Genomic DNA, 19,631 nt, shown 5'->3' with positions numbered 1-19,631 from the left:
TTGCCATGAGGGCTCAAACTTTAAAAACTCAAAACCGAGGTAACGATCTCAATGAAGGACTTTGCCGGAAAGTTTGCCGTGATCACCGGAGGCGGCACGGGCATGGGTCGCGAACTCGCGCGCCAGCTCGTGGCCGAAGGCTGCAACGTCGCGATGTGCGACGTTTCCCTGGAGGCGATGGCCGAGACCAAGCGCATGTGCGAGGCGGAAAAGCTGCCGCAGGGGCTGCGCGTCACCACGCACGTCGCCGATGTCTCGATCGAGAACCATCTCCAGCGTTTTCGCGACGAACTGATCGAGCAGCAGGCAACCGACAAGATCCATCTGCTGTTCAACAATGCCGGCATCGGCGGCGGCGGCAGCCTGTTCACCAACACGCGCGAGCAGTGGGAGCGCACCTTCAACATCTGCTGGGGCGGCGTCTATCTCGGCGTCCGCACCTTCCTGCCGCTGATGATGAAGGCGGACGAGGCCCACATCGTCAACACATCGAGCGTCAACGGTTTCTGGGCGTCCGTGGGATTGGGCGCGTCGCACACCGCCTACAGCGCCGCCAAGTTTGCGGTGAAAGGGTTTACCGAAGCGCTGATGACGGACTTGCGGCTCAACGCCCCGCACATCAAATGCTCCGTCGTGATGCCCGGGCATATCGGCACCTCGATCGTCTCCAATTCGCGCAAGATCCAGAGCGGGACGGAATCCGAAGAACTGAGCCCGAATGAAATCCTGGCGACGCGGCAGCGCCTGAAGGGCATGGGCATCGACACCGCGCCGATGTCGGACGACGACATCCAGAAGATCGCGCTCGACCGCGCGCGCACTTTCCGCGAGGAGGCGCCGACCACGGCGGCGGCCGCGGCAAAGATCATCCTCGATGGCGTCAAGACCGAGCGTTGGCGCATTCTCGTCGGTGACGACGCTCACAAGCTCGACGAGCGGGTGCGGCAGGCCCCGGAAAAGGCCTACACGCCGGAGTTCTACAAGAGCTTTACGGAAGAGGTCGGCTGGCGGCTGGGTTAAAGTCTCGCGGTTCTGATTTTGAATCAGAACCGCAGTTCCTCTTTGTTGACGCGTTTTTCTCAACTCACCCCGGATCACGTGCGAGGGCCCGCCTCGTCTGAAAACGCGATTTGCCTTATCCGCGCACGACGCGCTGGCGCGAGCCCGGACGATAGGCGAGGCGGTGGTGGCCCGAACAATAGGGCATGCCTTCAATCGGCGTGTTGCCGCAAAAGCAGAAATCCTCGGCGCCGGGCGTGCTGATCGGCCAACGGCACCGTTCGTTGCTGAGTTCGAACAGCGAGCAGCGGCGTTCGCTGGCGATCGGCTCCTCCTGGAGCGGCTGCGCGTTTTCGTAGACGGCCTGCAGGATTTGATACTGCAGCCTGGGGATGGATTTCCTGGAGCGCTCCCGGGCGGCCTTGGTCGGGCGCGGTTCGGCACGGGCCGGGCCGCGCGTCAACTGGAGGCGGGCAAGTTTGCCGATCACCGCGTTGCGGCTGACGCCGATGCTGGCTGCGATCTCGCGGCAGGTGAGGCCGGCTTCAAAATGACTCTTCAGCAACTCGACGCGATCGGTCGTCCAGGTCGGTAGATGCGTAAGCATGTTTTTCGGTTCCACATTCTGTGTGAACCGCCGCGTTCCCAAAATTCCCGTCAGGACGCCTTGCCGTTGTCGCGGATTGCAAGCAGCCCGTCCTTGATGGCGAGCCGAATGCCTTCCTCGATCAAAGTCCTTGCGACGCCGGGAACGCTGGTGCCGTGGGTGCCCTGTCTCACCAGTCTTTCGAGATAGTTGATGGTCGAGAGCGCCAACGTAACGGGAACGCGGTCGGTTTCGGCTTTTTCTGTAGCCATGGGGAACGCTAACTTTTAAACGATGTACTGAAAAGTTACTATTTCGACTCTATTTAGTTTTGCACACATGAGTCAAACGACTTGTGGATAGCTTCCTATCCGTTTGAAAAAGCGGTTAAAAATCCGGGGGTGGGTCAGTGGACTGGCTGCGCGCCGGTTGAACGGAGCTCCCGCCGGGGGCTCGGCAGCGCTCGCGGGCGCGGCGAAACGATCCTGCCGCGCGTCCATTTCTTGATTGCCTCGCGCTATCGGGAATGCCGATGATGTCCGCAGACGACTGCAAGGGGCGCAATGACGGTAACGAACGGTCTCTACACCATCCAGATCGAGATGACGGACGGCGGGCATGGCCGCGCCAACGGCGTGATCGTACTGCATGATGGCAAGATCGCCGGCGGCGACTCATATTTCTATTACACAGGCTCCTATCGCGCCGATCGCGGCAAATGGCGCGGCGAATTGATCACCAACGAGCACACGAAGTCGGTCGGCAGCCTGCCGCTGTTCGGCGGGCGTGAAGTCACCTGCGGCTTTACCGGCGGCTATTCCGCCGACGCGGCGGAAGTGAACGGTACGGCGCTGGTCGGTAAAACCAGCGTGGTGTTTCACGCCAGGCTGCAGCTGCGTTCGGAGTTTTGAAGGCGGGTTAGATCATGATGCGATAGACGCATCATGATCTCATCCCTTTAGTTTGAGCATGATCTCCGCGCAAACGCGTTCCGCGTTTGTCGCGAGGGAAAACCGGTCTCCACTTTTCCGGATCATGCTCTAGCCGTGCACGATCGCCTTCGCAATCATGCAGTGAATGCCCTTGGAGCCGTTGACGGTCTGCGTCACCCGCAAATCGGCGGCGAGGCTGCACAGCGTGTAGGCGTCCTCGCGCGACAGATTGCGCTTCTCGCCGAGCAAGACAATCATGTCGCGCAGCGCGCGCACCACGCATTGATCGAGATCGGGGTCCATCGCCATCGTCATGTAGTGATCAGGCGTTTCCGCGCGCGGATAATCAAGCCGTAGATCCTTGCGCAAGGTCAGGCGGAAGCGGCCCTGCAGCGCTGTCTCGATTGCGGTGACGCAGACTTCGCCATCGCCCTGCACGCCGTGGCCGTCGCCGCAGGAAAACAGCGCGCCCGGCACGAACACCGGCAGATACAGTTTGGCGCCCGGGCCCAGTTCCTTGTTGTCGAGGTTGCCGCCCATCGCGCGCGGGATCAGCGAGGTGATGCGGCCCCAGGCGGGCGGCGGCGCCACGCCCATCACGCCAAAGAATGGCTTAAGCGGCAGGTCGAGGCCCCATGGCATCCGGCCCACCATCCGTTCGCGATCGAGCGGAATGTTCAGGATCCGCGTCTCGTGGAAATCGTCGGGCAGGGTGCCCGCCAGCGGACGGATCAGATTGTAGCCCCAGTCCTGCCGGAGCTGGACGTCGAGGATATCGACCTCCAGCACGTCGCCGGGTTCGGCACCGGCCACCGCAACCGGCCCGGTGAGAATGTGGCCTGGCACCATGCGCTCGCTCTGCGCGTGGATGTCGGCAAGCTCGGGAGGGACGTGAAACTTGGCTCGGTCAGGCACCACGTCCGCGCCGCCGCTCACGGTGTCGATGGTGACTTCATCACCGCTGGCAATGGTCAGGACGGGCTTCAATTTGGCTTCGAAGAAGCCCCAGTGGCAGGTTTCGGGGCTGGAATGCAGGTGATGATGGGGCATGAGGAGGGCTTTTGGTTGCTGCAATGGCGTCGTATGACGCTGTAGCAGACATTGTCAGAGGCTTCCCTTGTTTTTTGTCCTGTCCAAAACGCTCGGCTACCTGCTGTTGCCGACGAATTTTCTGATCGCCATCGGGTTCGTCGGCGCCTTTCTGATGGCGACGCGCTTTGCATCGCTCGGCCGCAAGCTCGTGATATCAGCCGTGTTGCTCCTCGTGATTTGCGGGCTGTCGCCACTCGGAAAAGCTCTGCTCTATCCCCTCGAGCAGCGCTTCCCGTCATGGGACGCCGCGCGCGGCGCGCCTGATGGCATCATCGTGCTGGGGGCATCGATCGAAGCCGATCTCTCCGTGGCGCATGGAACGCCGGTGGTGCGCGGCGCGCCGGACCGGATCATCGCTGCCGCCGCGCTGGCGAGGCGATATCCCAATGCGCGCGTGGTTTTTTCCGGCGGCAGCGCGAACCTCGTCTCGAACGATGCCAGGGAAGCTGATTTCGCCGGCGCCATCTTCGAAAGCCTCGGCGTCGACAAATCGCGGCTGATCATGGAACGGGGATCGCGCAACACCCAGGAGAACGCCGAATTCTCCAAGGCGCTGGTCAAGCCGAAGGACGGCGAACGATGGGTGCTGGTGACCTCGGCCTTTCACATGCCGCGATCGGTCGGCTTGTTCCGAAAAGCGGGATTTGCGGTAGAGCCCTATCCCGTCGATTGGCGGGTCGGCGGACGCGATGACCTGATGGCGCTTTCAAACGTCGCCGTCGAGGGGTTCGGACGGACCGACCTTGCGGTGCGCGAATGGATGGGCCTCATCGCATATCGGCTCACCGGCAAGATCGACGAGTTGGTGCCGGGCCCGGCGCCGAAGTAAGAGGTCGCAACCCCCATCGAGCCGGGCTACAATCAGGCAAGGCGCTGTTCAGCGCGCCGATGACGGGAGATGACGCCATGCAACAGCAGACGCCGGAAGCGCTCGATTTGGCCGGCATGGTGGCTGATCTCAACAGCCTGCTTCGCCTGAAGACGACCGTGATCGGCATCAAGATGTTTGCCCGCGTCGAGGAGATGACCGCGATCCCGAAAATCCGCCGCCCCTCGGCGGTGCATACCACCGACCAGATCGTTAGCATGGCCTCGCGGCTCGGCTGGACCGTCGGCATCACTGGTGACGATCTCGTCGGCGCGCAGTGCCGGGCCGTGATCGGGCTGGCGCCGCAGGACGAAAAGTTTCTCGCCGGCGACAATTATGTCGGCGTCTGGCATGGCACGGCCGAGGATGCGCGCAAGCGCCAGGAAGCGCTCGACGTCGTGCCTTTCGGCCGGTACCAGGCGATGGCGGTGAGCCCGCTCACCAGCGGCCGGCTCAACCCGCCCGACATCTGCCTGGTCTATGCGACGCCCGGCCAGATGATTATTCTCATCAACGGCCTGCAATATACCGGCTACAAGAAATTCGAATGGGGCGTTGTCGGCGAGACCGCGTGCGCGGATTCCTGGGGCAGGGCGCTCAAGACCGGCGAGCCGTCGCTCTCGCTGCCATGCTTTGCCGAGCGGCGTTACGGCGGCGTGCCCGACGAAGAAATGCTGATGGCGCTCAAGCCTGAGCATCTTGCCAAGGCCATCGTGGGCATGAAGCAACTGGCGAAGAACGGCCTGCGCTATCCGATCGCGCCCTATGGTATCCAGGCCGACGTGCGCGCCGGCATGGGCGTGTCCTACGCGAAGAAATAGGCTTGCGAAAGCGACAGGAAACCGTCATTGCGAGCGAAGCGAAGCAATCCATGCCGCAGCAAGAGGAGCGATGGATTGCTTCGCTTCGCTCGCAATGACGAGAAATACTAAAGGGAATTCAGGTATGTCTTCGTCGAAATTCGACATCGTCGTCTATGGCGCCACCGGCTTCACCGGGCAGCTCGTCGCCGAATATCTCGCCGCGCAATACAAGGGCGACGCCAATCTGAAATGGGCGATGGCCGGGCGCAGCAAAGACAAGCTCGCCTCTGTCCGCGACGCGATCGGCGCGCCATCAGATACCGCGCTGATCGTGGCGGATGCGAGCGATTCCACCTCGCTGAAAACGATGGTCACCCAGACCAAGTCGGTGATCACCACCGTCGGACCGTATCAGCTCTACGGCAACGAATTGATCGCGACCTGTGCGGAGGCCGGCACCGATTATCTCGATCTCTGCGGCGAGCCGGTCTGGATGCGGCAGATGATCGAGAAGCATGAAGTCGCCGCGAAGGCGAGCGGCGCCCGAATCCTGTTCTCATGCGGGTTCGACTCGATTCCTTTCGAACTCGGTACGTACTTCGTGCAGGAGGAGGCCAAGCGTGTATTCGGTGCGCCAGCCTCTCGCGTCAAAGGTCGTGTGCGCGACATGCGCGGCACGCTCTCCGGCGGGACCGCAGCAAGTGCGCGGGCCCAGTTCGAAGCCGTGGCTCGCGATCTCAGCCTCGTTGCGATCCTGAACAACCCGTTCGCATTGACCCCGGGGTTCGAGGGCGCCAAGCAGCCGCGCGGGAACAGGCCGGTTTATGAGGAAGACCTGCAATCCTGGGCAGCGCCGTTCATGATGGCGCTCATCAACACCCGTAACATCCATCGCTCGAACATGCTGATGGACTTTCCGTATGGGAAGGAGTTCGTCTACGACGAAATGGTACTGACGGGTGCCGGCGAGAGGGGCGAAGCCAACGCCAAGCTGGTGATGGCCGCAAACACCGAAAAGACCGGTCCGAACGCGCCGAAGCCGGGCGAAGGGCCGTCGAAGGAAGAGCGCGAGAATGGGCTCTACGACCTGCTCTACGTCGCGATTGCTCCCGATGGCCGTCAGGTCCGCGCAGCGGTCAAGGGCGATCGCGATCCCGGCTATGGCTCGACGTCAAAGATGATCTCGGAATGCGCGATCTGCCTGCTGCGCGATACGCCGGATGTGCCAGCGGGAATTTGGACGCCGGGGGCGGCGATGCAGCACAAGCTGATCAAGCGGCTTGTTGATCATGCTGGGTTGACGTTCACGGTGGAGAAATAGCGTCGAATTGTACGGTGGGTTATGTCGGTGCCATAATCGCGGAATTGCTGTTCGCTTTCCAGCGCTCAGCGGCGACAAACATGCCCCACATCGTGCCCAGCATCATCCAAAAATGCCGCCAATGGTCGGTATCGATGATAAAACTCTCGCCGACTGTGCCGAGGAAAGCTGCGAAGATGGCCAGATAGGTCGGCTGCCAGGGGACGCGGACGAACACATAGCGGAAGCTCGTCAGCACCGTGACGAAAATTAGCGCCGGATAGCAGACGCCGGAGAGCCAGCCGCCCGACATGAACGCGTTCAGGTAGGAATTGTGGGTGTCTTCGGGAAAGAAGCGATTGAACTGCAGCGGCCCGATGCCGAAGGGTAAGCCCAGCGCCATCTCGGCGCCGAGGATATGCCGGCCGAAGCGGCCGAAACGGCCTTCATCATAGCTCTGGTCGAAACTGGCGCGCTGCTTGAACAGCTGCGAGATGGAATCGAACGACAGCAATACCGCGACCAGCGCGGCCGCCAGCACCACCACGACCAGCGCCATGACGATGATGCGCGAGCGCTGCGACTGCGAGCGGCTGGTCAGCACCATCAGCGCCAGCATGACGGCGGAGGTGATGACGAGCATGCCCCACGCCGCGCGTGAGAACGCCAGCAGGATCGCCAGCGACATGATGCCGAACGCGATCGCGTTGCGGAGCGATTTGCCGAACTTGTCCGAAACGACGCTTTGCAGCGCGAACAGCGCAGGCAGGATAAGGAACGCACCGTATACGTTCGGGTCCTTGAAGGTGCCGCGGGCACGGTCGTACAGCGTCAGCAGGTCGCGCCCGCCGGGAACGAGATTGAAATAACCCGCGATGCCGGCGAGCGAAGCAATCACGGCGCCGAGGACAAGGCCGCGCCGGAGCATGTCGAGCCGCGCCGTGGTGTCCTCGGAGATGACCATCGCGAAGAAGATGACCGTGACCGCCATGTACCAGGAGGTTGCGATCCAGTTCGGCACATTGGGCCGGTCCATCACGGCGACCGCGCTGATGCTGTAGCCGATATTGATCAGGAACAGGAGCAACAGCAGCGGCATGAACACCAGGCGCATCCGCAACCCCGTTGCGAAGAAGATCAGCGAGGCGGCCAGCGTCGCCAGCTCATAGGGCGAGGGTTCGATAAAGACGATGGCGCCGCATGCACCGACCAGCCACACCATCGCGCGCTGCAAGGCAAGCACGCCGGGCGCGGCCGTCATCGATGGGAGCGATCCCCCGGCTGTCGCCGCATACGCCATCACACACTCACGCAACGCAACAAAACTACGACACCGCTATCCGCGTCATTGCCCGCGACAAACGCGAAGCGTTTGCGCAAGGGAGCGGAGCGACGAAGCAATCAATCTTTCCCAGCGTGACGCTATGGATTGCTTCGCTCGCAATGACAGCGAGGTCTCCTCAACTCAATACGCGTTCTCGCTCTTGGTCATCAGCGCCAGCGGCGTCTTGAGCAGAATGTAGAGATCGAACAGCACCGACCAGTTCTCGATGTAATAGAGATCGAACTCGACGCGCTTCTGTATCTTCTCGTCGGTATCGACTTCGCCGCGCCAGCCGTTGATCTGCGCCCAGCCGGTGATCCCCGGCTTGACGCGGTGGCGCGCGAAATAGCCGTCGACGGCCTCGTCGAACAACCGGCTCTGCAGCTTGCCCTGCACGGCGTGGGGACGCGGGCCGACCAGCGAAAGGTTGCTCTTGAACACGACGTTGAAGAGCTGCGGCAGTTCGTCGAGGCTGGTCTTGCGGATGAAGCGCCCGACGCGCGTGACGCGGGGATCGTTTTTGGTTACGACCTTGGAGGCGGTCGGATCGGCCTGATGGTGGTACATCGAGCGAAACTTGAAGACGTCGATGCGCTCGTTGTTGAAGCCGAATCTTTTCTGGCGGAACAGCACCGGCCCCGGGCTGTCGAGCCTGACCGCAAGCGCGACCAATCCCATCACCGGCAGCGCCAGCACCAGGATCATGAAGCCGACGACGTGGTCGAACAGCCACTTCATCACCAGGTCCCAGTCGGTGATCGGCGCCTCGAACACGTCGAGGGTGGGCACCTCGCCGAGATAGGAATAGGAGCGGGGGCGGAAGCGCAGCTTGTTGGTATGGGCTGAGAGGCGGATGTCGACCGGCAGCACCCACAGCTTCTTCAGCATCTCCAGAATGCGCGTCTCGGCCGAGATCGGCAGCGCGAACAGCACGAGGTCGATGCGGGTGCGGCGCGCGAATTCGACGATGTCGTCGACCTTGCCGAGCTTGGGGCTGCCTGCACAGGTATCCAGCGCGCGGTCGTCGTTGCGGTCGTCGAACACCCCGAGCACCTGGATGTCGGAATCATCCTGGGTCTTGAGCGCCTGGACGAGCTGCTCGCCGTTCTCGTCCGCGCCCACGATGATGGTGCGACGATCGAGCCGGCCCTGACGGGCCCAACTGCGTACCAGCGAGCGCAGGAACACCCGCCCGGTCACCAGCGCCGCAATACCGCCAAGGAAAAACGCCGTAAGCCAGAGCCGCGAAATTTCGCTGCCGAGCTTGACGATGAAGGATGCGCCGATGAACAGCAGGAACACGAACGCCCAGGATGAAATCATCCGGGTCATCTGGCGAAGATGGTCGCGGAATAGCTGCACCTGGTAGATGTCGGCGGCCTGGAAGCAGATCACGGCCGTTGCGGCCACGCCGAAGATCGCCGCGAGAAATTCCCAGTAGAAGCCGGAGAGGGGGACGACATATCCGAAATAAAGCGCGACGCCGATCGCGCTGAGCATCGCAAAATCCATGACGCGAACTGCGCCTGCGATCACGATCGGCGAATAAGCGCGGCCGACTTTCTGGTTGCTGACGGCAATAGCGGCCGGGGTAAGCCTGCGGCGCCGTTCGATCGGTGGGTGATCAGCGGTGACGGCCATCGCGGCCGTTGCCGCGGCATCGAGCATCGAGCGTGCGTTAATCGGTTCCACTGGTCCACGTCCGTTCTGGAGCATGCACATAGGAGCGTGCGTGCCGGTGCGGAATTCCCCACACCCACGGCTTACGGGACAAATCGGAAGAAACGGTTACGTTGGTAAAGAACGGTTAACGATTGGCAAACGCGTCGCGGTAGCCGGCGAAGACGCCCTCGACCATCGCCTTCTGCGAAAAATGCATGAAGATTCGTTCGCGCAGCGATTTCGCCTGTGCGGTCGCCGCGGCCGGATCCTTCAGCGCGGCTTCGATCGCTTCCGCCATCGCGGCCGCGTTGCTGGGAGCAAACAAGGCATCGCCATGCGGACCGAAAATCTCGGGGATGCCGCCGATGTTGGCGGCGACCATTGGAATTCCTGCAGCCGCCGCCTCGATCACGACATAGGGCATCGAGTCGCCGCGGGAGGGAACCACCAGCAGCGAGCCCTTTGAGAAGCCGAAGCGCGCCTTGACGTGGCCGATGAACCGCACGGCGTCGCCGAGGCCGAGTTGTTCCACCTGGCCTTTGAGGCTTGCGCTTTCCTCGCCGTCGCCGGCGAGCGTGAGCGTCACCGGACGGCCGCCGGCGCGCAGCCGTGCCACCGCGTCGATCAGGAGGTCGGCGCCCTTGATGTGCCGGAACTCGCCGACATAGATCAGGTCGGTGGCGTCATCGGCCTTCACGACCGCGTCGAATTCAGTGGCGGTGACGCCGTTGAATACGCAGCGCACGAGTCCCTTCGGCGTGCCGATGGTGCGCTGATAGGTGTCGCGCGCAAACGCGCTTTCGAACAGGAACAGGTCGGTATCGTTCATCAGCGCGCGTTCGACGCGGGCATAGATGTTGCCCTTCAGCGTCGCCAGCGGATAGTGCAGCGAGCCGCCATGCGGGGTGTATACCCGGATCCTGTCGCGGGAAGCGGTCCGCAAACGCATGTAGGCGCCGGCCTTGGCGCCGTGACCGTGCAGCACGTCCGGCTTCAGTTCGCGGATCATGCGCTGGAACCGGGCCCACACCAGTAGATCGGTCGGAAGCGGCTCGCGGCGAATGGCCGTGCGGTGAACGCCGAGCTTGAGGCGTGGAGCGATTTCCGCCAGCGCCTGCTCGGCGCGTTCGCCGCCGGTGAGGCTGTCGGCGATGATGCCGACATGGTGGCCGCGATCGGCCTGGCCGTTGGCGAGATCGAGGATATGGCGGAAGATGCCGCCGACAGGCGCGCGCGTGGCGTGCAGGATGCGAAGCGGCTGACCGTCAACGACAGGCATGATCAGAACCAGCGCTCGCCGACGAGCACGAGCGCAGCAACCAGACATGAGATTCGAGCGGGTACGCCTCGCATTACTAGAGTCCTGAAAAAAATTGTCGCCCGATTAAGGCCTTTGATGGTTAACAAAAAATGACCGCGTGCCCAATAGCCCGTGTTTGCGGGGCGCGAAATGGGGCAAATTAACCCAGCGGCAACCATAATGAAGTGTACTCGGGCCAGGTTCGAGTGGACCAGCAGTGGCGTCCGCGGGAGTGTGCGATGCGTTTGGCGTTCTGGCGTGCAGGCAAAGACAAGCCGGTGGTGCAGCGGGCGATGGCAAGGCCTGCGCCTTCGGCCCCGAAGCCCGTCGCCGCATCCGAATCCGGCGATCTCGATCTGCATGCGCTCGGCCAGACGCTGATGCACAAGCGAAGTTTGATCATCGTCCCGACGGTTCTGGTGCTGGTGGCATCGCTGGCCGCGGTCAATATGATCACCCCTCGGTTCAAGTCGGAAGCGCGCATCCTGGTGGATGGGCGCGAAAACGTGTTCCTGCGGCCGACCGGCGAGCGCAACGAGGAGCGCAGCGCGCTCGACGCAGAAGCCGTGACCAGTCAGGTGCAACTCGTGCAGTCGCGCGACCTGGCCCGCGAGATCATCAAGAAGAACAAGCTTGCCGAGCGTCCCGAATTCGATCCGGTGCTGCAAGGGTTCTCGCCGCTGAAGTCATTGCTGGCCCTGATCGGTATCGGACGCGACCCGCTCTCGCTGACACCTGAGGAACGTGTCCTGGAAGCCTATTACGATCGCTTCACGGCCTACGCCGTCGACAAGTCCCGCGTCATCGTCATCGAATTCCAGTCGCGCGATCCCGAACTTGCCGCGCGCGTCGCCAACTCGATCGCGGAAGGCTATCTGGTGCTGCAGCAGGATGCGCGGCAGCAGCAGGCGAAATCGGCAGGCCAGTGGCTGTCGGGTGAAATCGAAAGCCTGCGCAAGAAGGTGGCAGAAGCCGAATCCCGCGCTGAGGATTTCCGCTCCAAGTCTAGCCTGTTTGTCGGCACCAACAACACCACGCTGTCCAACCAGCAGATGGGTGAGATCAACACGCAGCTGAACAACGCCCGGGCCTTGAAGTCTGATGCGGAGTCCAAGGCACGGTTGATCAAGGAAATGCTGCAGGGCGGCAGGCCGATCGAGGCTTCGGAAGTGCTCAATTCCGAACTGATCCGCCGGCTCTCCGAACAGCGGGTGACGCTGCGCGCCCAGCTCGCCGAGCAATCGTCGACGTTGCTCGGTGGCCATCCCCGCATCAAGGAATTGAAGGCGCAACTCGCCGATCTCGATCGGCAGTTGCGCGAGGAGGCGGACAAGGTGTCCCGCTCGCTGGAGAGCGATGCCCGCATCGCCAGCGGCCGGGTCGATGGCTTGATGAACAGCCTCGATCAGTTGAAGAAGCTGGCGTCCTCGAACAACGGCCAGGACGTGCAGCTCCGCGCGCTCGAGCGCGAAGCCAAGGCCCAGCGCGATCTGCTGGAATCCTATCTCGCCAAATACCGCGAGGCCAGCGCCCGCGAGAACATCGAGGCGGCGCCGGCCGATGGCCGCATCATCTCGCGCGCCACCGTCTCCAATACCCCGGCCTATCCGAAGAAACTGCCGATCGTGCTCATCGCGACGCTGGCGACCTTGTTGCTCACCTCGGGTGCGATTGTGACCGGCGAGCTGTTGCGCATGACCGCGCCGCGGAGACCCGGTGCGGCATGGCCGGAAGTTGTGCGCGAAATTGCGCCCGAAATCGCGCCCAAAATTATCTTGGCTGCTCCGCCGGAACCGGTGCGTGCGCCGGCGATCGCGCCCGAGCTTCCCGTGGCGGACCTCGCTGACGCGGATCACATCTCAGAGCCGGTGTTGAATGAGCCACGCGTGGACAGCCCTCGCATGGACACCGCGGCGGAAATCGGTGAAATCGGGCAGGTAGCGGATGTCCTGGTTGGCGCAGGCGTCGCGGCGCGCAAGGTTACCGTGCTTGGCACGGCATCGAGCGAGAGCATCACGCTGACCGCGTTGACGCTGGCGCGGCTGATGGCGCAGCAGGCGAAAGTCGTAGTCGTCGATCTCGTGGCATCCTCACCGATGATTCCCGCCGCGTCGGTCGATCCAGTGGCACCTGGACTTGCCGAACTGATGCAGGGCGAGGCGTCGTTTGCGCAGATCATCACCAAAGACCGGCTGTCGCGCGTTCATCTCGTCAGCGCCGGACGCCCGGGTTTCGACCGCGCGCAGCTCCAGTCGCCGCGGCTGGTGCTTGCGATCGACGCGCTGCTGCGGGTCTATGACCATGTGCTTATGGACGCCGGCACGGCCTCTGATCTGCCGGCCGAATTGCTGACGTCACAGGCGCAGGCAGTCGTGGTGCCCGAAGCATCGATGACGCAGGATGCGCGCGCGCTGATGTGCGACCAGCTCAGGGCGGTCGGCTTCTCCGAGGTGACGATGCTGAGCAAGCCGTGTCAGGATTCCGATGAGGTCGAGCCCGGACCGCGCGTGGTGGCGGCTTGAGAGAATTCGTAGGGTGGGCAAAGCGAAGCGTGCCCACCATTCAACGACTTGAAATCGGATAGATAGTGGGCACGGCGCTATCGCGCCTTTGTCCACCCTACGGCATTTTGTTCAGCTGAACGCGCTGCGCAGCTTTTGCGCCATCTCCAGCAGCGCCGGATTGTGCTTCACCAGCCGCTTGGTGCGGTTGAGGCCTGACATGACGCCGGCGGCGAGCTTGCCGCGCTGGCTGAGCGGGATGAAGCTATCGAAGATCGGCTCCTCGCTCTTGCAGAACAGCCGCTTGTAATCGTCCGATCCGATCCCCAGGTCGAGCGCGCCATAACCCTGTCCGGCATAGTGATCGATGATGTCGCGCATCAAAATCAGGCCGGGGCTGTATTTCGAATTCGCCGACATCGTGTAGGTATTGAACATCATCGAGAAGCGATGGCCGTCGGCGACGCCGGCGAAGATCGCGATCACTTCCTCGTCGCATTCCAGCGAGTGGATATCGATGGCGTGCTTGCCGCCGCCGAGCGGCGCGGCGCAGGCGCCGCGGACGAAATCCTCGATGCCGGGATCGGCGAACACATTGGGCAGCTTCTGTTCGGCCATCCGCAGCGGCTTGACGCGGAAGAACCAGTCGAGCAGTCGGGTGATGTCGGCCTCCGATGACGCGACGCGGCTGCGATAGCCGGGCAGGGACTGCAGCTTGCGTTCCTTGCCCTTGAGGCGGCGCCGGAACGAATTGCTGACCAGCGCCGCGGGCGCGGCGCCGGGCTCCATCACCAAGAGCGGGCAATCATTGGCGGAGGGCTGATGCGGCAGCAAGGCAAGCGGATTAGGCAGATCGCGCCAGCGAACCGGTTGCTGGTGCAGTGTGAGGACGTCGGCTTCGGATCGCTGCGCTATCGCCGATATCAGGCCCTCGAGATCGGCTTGCGTTGCGCTTGCGGCGAAATCGCGGTCGAACAGCGCCATGTTGAAGGTGGAATGCTTGCCGCCCATGAAACTGGCGCAACGCGCGCCGTAGGCGTGCCTGAGCGCGAGCGGGAGCAGCAATAGCGGACGGCGTTCCGCGTCGTAGGCGACCACGATAAAGGGAACGAGGCCGTCGCGCTGGCCGACCGCCCGCTGCCAGGGACTGAGGAAGTCGAACCGCTGATACGGCGTGAAGAAGGTTTGCGCGCCTTCCAGACGGCGCCAGATGCCTTCCGCTGCGGCGAGGTCGTGGACGATGTCGATGCCGGCGATGCGGCTCGCCTTCGACCACCCATTTGCATCCGCCGTTCGGTCATCAATCGCGGCAGCCATGGTCATCGCAGAGCCCGTGCTATATGAAATTGTTTACAATTTTCGGCTTTGGCCGACCTTCGCAGGGAAATGTCAACAAAGGGTAATAACAATCCGGCCGCGGCGGGGCAGGCGCGGTCGGAAGTGGGGACGGAGCTTGGCGTCGGATATCGGAATTTTGCGGCGGGCCGGGATGGAGCTCGCCTATTTCAGCGGCTACTTCAGGCTGAAGCAGCGGGAGACCGGCGGCGCCGGCGTCATTTTGCGGTTCGAGCGCGTGCGTCCGCGCGAATTCCGGCCGTTTCAGCCGAACCGATGGCGCGAAATCACGCCGCAATTTCTCGACCGGACGATCCGTGCGCTGAAGCGCTGGAACTTCGATCTGATCACGATGGACGAAGTGTGCCGGCGGGCGGTCACGCTGCCGAGGGCCAATCGATTTGCCTGCCTGACCTTCGACGGCGGCTGCAAGGATGTCATCACGCAGGCCTATCCGGTGCTGTCGAAGCACGGCGTGCCCTTCACCGTGTACCTGCCGACCGCGTTTCCGGACGGGCTCGGCGAAGCCTGGTGGCTCGCGCTGGAAGACATGATCGCGCGCGAGGATCGCATCAGCCTGGTGATCGACCGCAAGGAGCGGCGTTTCGCAACAGGCAGCACGCTGGAGAAGTATGACACTTTCGAATTTCTGACCAGCTGGATGCGGACGCTGCCGCCGCCGGATCTTTCGTTCGCAATCCACGACCTCTGCACGCGCTACTCCGTCGATCTCGCGACGCTGTCGCGCGCTGCGTCGATGGATTGGGACGATCTGGCGAAGCTCGCGGCTGATCCGCTAGTGACGATCGGTAGCGCAACGGTGAACTATCCCGCGCTGTCCAACCTGAAAGAGGCCGACGCGCAACGCGAAATGACCATGGGCAAGGCGGTCGCGGAGACCGCCTTGCATCGCGCCGTCAGGCATTTCGCCTATCCGTTCGGCGATCGGCAATCCTGGCGCCGCGAGCATGTCGTCATGGGGCAGGAGGCAGGTTTCGCCAGCGCGGTATCGACGATCGCGGGGGTCGTCGAGGCCAAGGGATATACAAATCTGCACGCGCTGCCGCGGATCGCCTGGGACGGCAGGCAGCGTTCGCTGCGCATGATGCGCGTGATGCTGTCGGGGTGCATGTTTCCGCAGGTCAGGCCGAGCCGGGATAATTGGATTTAGGGCGTGAGTTCATAAATCCGGAATGCATATGGGCTTGGCGATGTCCGAATTACCCTCGATAGTGTTGCAAAAGTCGAAAATTGGACGACGCCGAAAATCTCGCAAAAGTCGATTTTTAGCCGACTCCACCACTGCAATACTGCGTAGCGCCCATACGAAGCTCCGTGGTCGTTTTTGTGTGAGATGATGTGGTCCCTCATATCGCTGCGTGCGAAAGGCATCAGCGGTCCTGAAAAATTTTGGTCGTCACCCCAAAAAGACTTTTTCAACACTATCCCCTCGGAAGCGGCCATCCCGAACTGCCTTCAGCACGTCTCTTTTGTGGTCAATAGGCGACATCGCCCTTCCACGATCTCAGGAATAGGAATAGGCTATTCGCGCCCGTTCGCATCGGATTACCGCCGCGGAGGGACTGCAATGAAACTTCCCCACCGAAGGCAGTTTCTGCATTTGGCTGCGGCCACTGCCGCGCTACCGGCGCTCTCGACCATCGCGCGAGCGCAAGCCTATCCGACGCGGCCGGTGCGCATCATCGTCGGCTTTCCCGCTGGCGGCTCGGGGGACTTTCACGCTCGTCTGATGGGTCAGTGGTTATCGGAGCGGCTCGGCCAGCAATTCGTCGTCGACAACCGGCCGGGTGCCGGCGGCAATATTGGCACGGAGGCAGTCGTCCGTGCACCGGCCGACGGCTATACGCTCCTGCTGGCCTTAACACCGAACGCAATCAACGCAACGCTCTACGACAGGCTTAACTTCAACTTCATCCGGGACATTGCACCGGTTGCCGGGATCGTGCATGGGCCCCAAGTCATGGTGATGCATCCTGCTCATCCCACCAGAACCGTTCCGGACTTCATCGCCTACGCCAAGGCCAATCCCGGCAAGATCAACATGGCGTCGGGCGGCGTCGGGACGCCGGGCCATCTGGCCGGCGAGCTGTTCAAGATCATGACTGGCGTCAACTTAATTCACGTGCCCTATCGCGGCGAAGGACCTGCCCTTACCGACGCGATTAGTGGGCAGTTCGAGCTAATGTTCGTCAGCGGGAGCCCATCGCTTGAGTTCATCCGGGCTGGTAAACTGCGAGCCCTTGCGGTGACCACCGCAACGCGGTCGCCGGCGCTGCCGGACGTGCCGACCATTGCCGAAACGGTCCCCGGATATGAGGTGACCGTGTGGGCGGGGATGGGTGCGCCGAAGGGCACACCGTCCGAGATCATTCACAAGCTCAACGATCATATCAATGCCGGACTAGCAAGCCCCGGTATCAAGGCGCGATACGCCGATCTGGGCCTTACGCCTCTTGTTTTCTCGCCATCTGACTTCGGAAAATTCGTCGCCGACGACACGCAAAGGTGGGCGAAGGTGATCCGCGCGGCCAACATCAAGCTGGAGTAATTTCGATCCACCGATATTTCATAGCGGCCAACAACGGAAGTCGCGCTTATTCGATCATCTTGTCCCAACGGGCGAGCATCTTTCTGCGATGGTCATTCGGGCAGCCCGGCTTGCCGCAATCCTTCTTCATATCGCGCGACATCGTCGGCCGGCCAAGGGCCCAGCACGGCTTTAAGAGTGGAAACACGTAGCGCAGGATTCAGTTGCCGCAGCCGAGCCATTGCCTGATGTGCTTGCTCCGGCCGCCCGGCCATTGCATTGCTTGCGGCGGCGACCCGCAATCCAGGTTGATGGTCCGGATTGTCCTGCAATACCATTGCCGCCCACGATGCCGCTTCGTCATAGCGGCCCAGGAGGAAATGGGCAAACGCGGTCCCGGCCCGCATTCCGCTCACCCGCGGATCAAGTGGGCTCAGGCGCATGGCACGTGCGAAGCGCCCGATCGCCGGTTCCTGCTCGCCAAGAAAGGTTTTTACCCAGCCGCCGCAAAACCATGCCTCGGCCGAATTGGAATTGAGCACAAGCGCGCGATCGATTAAGCCGGCCCCTGCCTCGAGATCGCGAACAACAAACGCCAACGCCCATCCGCTCGCGGCGAGCGCGATCGCGTCATCCTTGCCCAACTCAACCGCCCGCTGGGCGAGCCTCTTCACTTCGGCAATCTCGTTCGCTGTGTCTGAAAACCAGCCATTGGTCTTGGCTATGACGTAGCAAAGGGCGGCACGACCGTAGGCCGACGCAAAATCCGGATCGAGCTCGATCGCGCGGTTGAACAGGCGCAATGCCTCGTCGTTCGCTTGCCGGTTGGCAGACTGATAAAACCTGGCCAAACCGCGCAAATAGAGCGTATAGGCGTCGAGGCTCTCGGTCGGCTTGCGCTTGGCACGCTCGATCTCGGCTTTTTCCACCGCGGGCGCGATCGCCCCGACAACGCTCTCGGTCACCTGGTCCTGCAGATCGAAGACGTCGCCGAGCCCACCATCAAACCGTTCTGCCCAAAGATGTGCCCCGGTGGCGGTATCGACAAGCTGTCCCGTGATGCGGACTCGGTTTGCCGCTTTGCGGACGCTCCCTTCCAACACGTAGCGCACCCCAAGCTCGCGCCCGACCTGCTTCACGTCGACGGCGCGCCCCTTGTAGGTGAAGCTCGAGTTGCGGGCGATGACGAACAGCGCCTTGAAATGCGACAGCGCTGTGATGATGTCATCTACCATCCCGTCCGCGAAATATTCCTGTTCCGGATCGGAGTTCAGGTTGGTGAAGGGGAGAACTGCGATCGAGGGTTTATTGGGCAGAGCAAGGGTCTCATCAACAGGCCAGCGGTTCGGCACGGCTGGCACGGCGCGACCGTATGGGACGCGCCAGACCCGCATCGGTTCGGCGATATTCTTCAAGGATTGCGAACCCAAATCCTCAAACGTTACATCTACCTTGCCACGAATTTGCCGACGGGCGTCGTCCGAGATGCTGATACCGCCCGGCTCTGCAATCCCTTCGAGACGCACTGCAATATTGACCCCGTCACCAAAGATATCGTTCTCTTCGATAATGATATCACCGACGTGAATGCCGATGCGGAGCTCGATCCGCTTGTCCTGCGGCACGTCGATATTTTGTTCGGCCATGCCGCGTTGAATTTCGTCGGCACATCGGACTGCGTCGACCACGCTGGCGAACTCGGCGATAGCGCCGTCCCCGGTATTCTTGACGACACGACCGTGATGCTGCGCGATTTTGGGATCGAAAAGCGTCCTTCTAAGCGCTTTCAGTCGCGCCAGCGTGCCTTCTTCGTCGATCCCTATCAAGCGGCAAGAGCCCGCGACATCCGCCGCCAGAATAGCCGCCAGTCGCCGCTCTACGTGCTCGCTGCTCAAGATGGTCCCCCGTACTGGGGAAATCGAATGGTTATATAGCACGATTGTGGGTCGATGTCCGGCTACGCCCAAGGTCCGAAATGGGTCACATGAGGCGAAATTCCCGAGTGACAAGCGCATGTCTGCTTTAGCCTTCCTTCAAAAGCGGACATCTCTCGTTCTATGAGCACACGCCCTAAGCGGCCCGGTCCGGCCGCGACATCCAGCTGATGATCGGCATCGCCGGCAGCACCCATCCAAGCCCCGCCACGACATAGAAGATCGCCTGCAGCAGGCCTGAATTGGCCAGCCATGGCGTCTGGGCGATGGTCATTCCCAAGAGCGACCACACCACGACCAGCACCAGAAGTGCGATGGTTCCGAAGAATTTGCGGGTGCGTATGGTCATGGCGGATATGTCAGGCTCGTGGCGGGTTGCGCGCGGGAAGGGGCGGACTATAAGGGGCGCGCCACTTCAATCAAGCGCGCCTTTAAGGCGGGCCAAGA

Annotated in this window: 17 protein-coding genes; 8 read left to right on the top strand and 9 right to left on the bottom strand. The window is 62.2% G+C overall.

Going from position 1 to position 19,631, the window contains the following annotated elements; all coding sequences use genetic code 11:
* Nucleotides 1-51: 51 nt before the first annotated feature.
* Entirely contained in the window at nucleotides 52-1,020 is a 969-nt protein-coding gene (locus tag V1286_RS17485; RefSeq protein WP_334481252.1) for an SDR family oxidoreductase, read from the top strand.
* A gap of 115 nt (nucleotides 1,021-1,135) precedes the next feature.
* Here the strand turns inward: V1286_RS17485 and V1286_RS17480 are convergent, their stop codons facing one another.
* Nucleotides 1,136-1,606, bottom strand: a complete 471-nt coding sequence (locus tag V1286_RS17480; RefSeq protein WP_108513547.1) for a GcrA family cell cycle regulator — start codon at nucleotides 1,604-1,606, stop codon at nucleotides 1,136-1,138.
* A 50-nt stretch (nucleotides 1,607-1,656) separates the two neighbouring features.
* Nucleotides 1,657-1,857 carry a hypothetical protein gene (locus V1286_RS17475; protein ID WP_057839093.1) on the bottom strand — a complete coding sequence of 67 codons (201 nt, stop codon included), beginning with the start codon at nucleotides 1,855-1,857 and terminating at the stop codon, nucleotides 1,657-1,659.
* A gap of 291 nt (nucleotides 1,858-2,148) precedes the next feature.
* Between V1286_RS17475 and V1286_RS17470 the strand changes: the two genes are divergently transcribed.
* Nucleotides 2,149-2,496: a GrlR family regulatory protein gene (locus V1286_RS17470; protein ID WP_334481250.1), complete on the top strand. Its 348-nt coding sequence runs from the start codon at nucleotides 2,149-2,151 to the stop codon at nucleotides 2,494-2,496.
* A gap of 129 nt (nucleotides 2,497-2,625) precedes the next feature.
* Here V1286_RS17470 and V1286_RS17465 read toward each other — a convergent pair whose 3' ends face one another.
* Nucleotides 2,626-3,567 (bottom strand): acetamidase/formamidase family protein, encoded by a 942-nt coding sequence (locus V1286_RS17465; RefSeq protein ID WP_334481249.1) that lies wholly within the window; start codon nucleotides 3,565-3,567, stop codon nucleotides 2,626-2,628.
* Between the two features lie 67 nt (nucleotides 3,568-3,634).
* Here V1286_RS17465 and V1286_RS17460 point away from each other — a divergent pair, with 67 nt between their 5' ends.
* From V1286_RS17460 to V1286_RS17450, 3 genes are all read left to right on the top strand, one after another.
* On the top strand, nucleotides 3,635-4,438 hold the full coding sequence (locus V1286_RS17460; protein WP_334481247.1) for a YdcF family protein: 804 nt from the start codon (nucleotides 3,635-3,637) through the stop codon (nucleotides 4,436-4,438).
* 77 nt (nucleotides 4,439-4,515) lie between these two features.
* Nucleotides 4,516-5,298 (top strand): DUF169 domain-containing protein, encoded by a 783-nt coding sequence (locus tag V1286_RS17455; RefSeq protein WP_334481245.1) that lies wholly within the window; start codon nucleotides 4,516-4,518, stop codon nucleotides 5,296-5,298.
* A 124-nt stretch (nucleotides 5,299-5,422) separates the two neighbouring features.
* Complete coding sequence (locus V1286_RS17450) at nucleotides 5,423-6,601, top strand: saccharopine dehydrogenase family protein (protein ID WP_334481244.1); 1,179 nt, start codon at nucleotides 5,423-5,425, stop codon at nucleotides 6,599-6,601.
* A gap of 19 nt (nucleotides 6,602-6,620) precedes the next feature.
* Here the strand turns inward: V1286_RS17450 and V1286_RS17445 are convergent, their stop codons facing one another.
* The 3 genes from V1286_RS17445 to V1286_RS17435 all read right to left on the bottom strand — a co-directional run bounded on the left by V1286_RS17445 (nucleotide 6,621) and on the right by V1286_RS17435 (nucleotide 10,845).
* Entirely contained in the window at nucleotides 6,621-7,880 is a 1,260-nt protein-coding gene (locus tag V1286_RS17445) for an O-antigen ligase family protein (RefSeq protein WP_334481243.1), read from the bottom strand.
* Nucleotides 7,881-8,045: 165 nt separating this feature from the next.
* Nucleotides 8,046-9,572 (bottom strand): undecaprenyl-phosphate glucose phosphotransferase, encoded by a 1,527-nt coding sequence (locus tag V1286_RS17440; protein WP_334489712.1) that lies wholly within the window; start codon nucleotides 9,570-9,572, stop codon nucleotides 8,046-8,048.
* 139 nt (nucleotides 9,573-9,711) lie between these two features.
* On the bottom strand, nucleotides 9,712-10,845 hold the full coding sequence (locus tag V1286_RS17435) for a glycosyltransferase family 4 protein (protein WP_334481241.1): 1,134 nt from the start codon (nucleotides 10,843-10,845) through the stop codon (nucleotides 9,712-9,714).
* A 260-nt stretch (nucleotides 10,846-11,105) separates the two neighbouring features.
* Between V1286_RS17435 and V1286_RS17430 the strand changes: the two genes are divergently transcribed.
* On the top strand, nucleotides 11,106-13,388 hold the full coding sequence (locus V1286_RS17430) for a GumC family protein (RefSeq protein ID WP_334481240.1): 2,283 nt from the start codon (nucleotides 11,106-11,108) through the stop codon (nucleotides 13,386-13,388).
* 111 nt (nucleotides 13,389-13,499) lie between these two features.
* On the opposite strand, the gene V1286_RS17425 is transcribed toward V1286_RS17430, so the two are convergent.
* Complete coding sequence (locus V1286_RS17425) at nucleotides 13,500-14,690, bottom strand: GNAT family N-acetyltransferase (protein WP_334481239.1); 1,191 nt, start codon at nucleotides 14,688-14,690, stop codon at nucleotides 13,500-13,502.
* Between the two features lie 130 nt (nucleotides 14,691-14,820).
* Between V1286_RS17425 and V1286_RS17420 the strand changes: the two genes are divergently transcribed.
* Together V1286_RS17420 and V1286_RS17415 are read left to right on the top strand one after the other, a co-directional pair.
* Nucleotides 14,821-15,873 carry a polysaccharide deacetylase family protein gene (locus V1286_RS17420; RefSeq protein WP_334481238.1) on the top strand — a complete coding sequence of 351 codons (1,053 nt, stop codon included), beginning with the start codon at nucleotides 14,821-14,823 and terminating at the stop codon, nucleotides 15,871-15,873.
* A gap of 417 nt (nucleotides 15,874-16,290) precedes the next feature.
* Nucleotides 16,291-17,271, top strand: a complete 981-nt coding sequence (locus V1286_RS17415; protein ID WP_417021153.1) for a Bug family tripartite tricarboxylate transporter substrate binding protein — start codon at nucleotides 16,291-16,293, stop codon at nucleotides 17,269-17,271.
* Nucleotides 17,272-17,363: 92 nt separating this feature from the next.
* Here V1286_RS17415 and V1286_RS17410 read toward each other — a convergent pair whose 3' ends face one another.
* Together V1286_RS17410 and V1286_RS17405 are read right to left on the bottom strand one after the other, a co-directional pair.
* On the bottom strand, nucleotides 17,364-19,145 hold the full coding sequence (locus V1286_RS17410; protein ID WP_334481235.1) for an adenylate/guanylate cyclase domain-containing protein: 1,782 nt from the start codon (nucleotides 19,143-19,145) through the stop codon (nucleotides 17,364-17,366).
* Nucleotides 19,146-19,320: 175 nt separating this feature from the next.
* Nucleotides 19,321-19,533 (bottom strand): DUF2842 domain-containing protein, encoded by a 213-nt coding sequence (locus V1286_RS17405; RefSeq protein WP_334481234.1) that lies wholly within the window; start codon nucleotides 19,531-19,533, stop codon nucleotides 19,321-19,323.
* Between the last annotated feature and the right edge of the window lie 98 nt (nucleotides 19,534-19,631).

It is taken from the genome of Bradyrhizobium algeriense (assembly GCF_036924595.1).
In the GTDB taxonomy this organism is placed as follows: domain Bacteria; phylum Pseudomonadota; class Alphaproteobacteria; order Rhizobiales; family Xanthobacteraceae; genus Bradyrhizobium; species Bradyrhizobium algeriense.
This window is presented reverse-complemented; position numbering and strand designations above follow the sequence as displayed.

Bases quoted from the DNA above. Each gene is read 5' to 3' on its own strand.
- V1286_RS17470 (WP_334481250.1), top strand. From the start codon at position 2,149: ATGACGGTAACGAACGGTCTCTACACCATCCAGATCGAGATGACGGAC.
- V1286_RS17405 (WP_334481234.1), bottom strand. From the start codon at position 19,533: ATGACCATACGCACCCGCAAATTCTTCGGAACCATCGCACTTCTGGTG.
- V1286_RS17485 (WP_334481252.1), top strand. From the start codon at position 52: ATGAAGGACTTTGCCGGAAAGTTTGCCGTGATCACCGGAGGCGGCACG.
- V1286_RS17425 (WP_334481239.1), bottom strand. From the start codon at position 14,690: ATGACCATGGCTGCCGCGATTGATGACCGAACGGCGGATGCAAATGGG.
- V1286_RS17475 (WP_057839093.1), bottom strand. From the start codon at position 1,857: ATGGCTACAGAAAAAGCCGAAACCGACCGCGTTCCCGTTACGTTGGCG.
- V1286_RS17435 (WP_334481241.1), bottom strand. From the start codon at position 10,845: ATGCCTGTCGTTGACGGTCAGCCGCTTCGCATCCTGCACGCCACGCGC.
- V1286_RS17430 (WP_334481240.1), top strand. From the start codon at position 11,106: ATGCGTTTGGCGTTCTGGCGTGCAGGCAAAGACAAGCCGGTGGTGCAG.
- V1286_RS17445 (WP_334481243.1), bottom strand. From the start codon at position 7,880: ATGGCGTATGCGGCGACAGCCGGGGGATCGCTCCCATCGATGACGGCC.
- V1286_RS17415 (WP_417021153.1), top strand. From the start codon at position 16,291: ATGAAACTTCCCCACCGAAGGCAGTTTCTGCATTTGGCTGCGGCCACT.
- V1286_RS17440 (WP_334489712.1), bottom strand. From the start codon at position 9,572: ATGCTCGATGCCGCGGCAACGGCCGCGATGGCCGTCACCGCTGATCAC.
- V1286_RS17465 (WP_334481249.1), bottom strand. From the start codon at position 3,567: ATGCCCCATCATCACCTGCATTCCAGCCCCGAAACCTGCCACTGGGGC.
- V1286_RS17450 (WP_334481244.1), top strand. From the start codon at position 5,423: ATGTCTTCGTCGAAATTCGACATCGTCGTCTATGGCGCCACCGGCTTC.
- V1286_RS17480 (WP_108513547.1), bottom strand. From the start codon at position 1,606: ATGCTTACGCATCTACCGACCTGGACGACCGATCGCGTCGAGTTGCTG.
- V1286_RS17455 (WP_334481245.1), top strand. From the start codon at position 4,516: ATGCAACAGCAGACGCCGGAAGCGCTCGATTTGGCCGGCATGGTGGCT.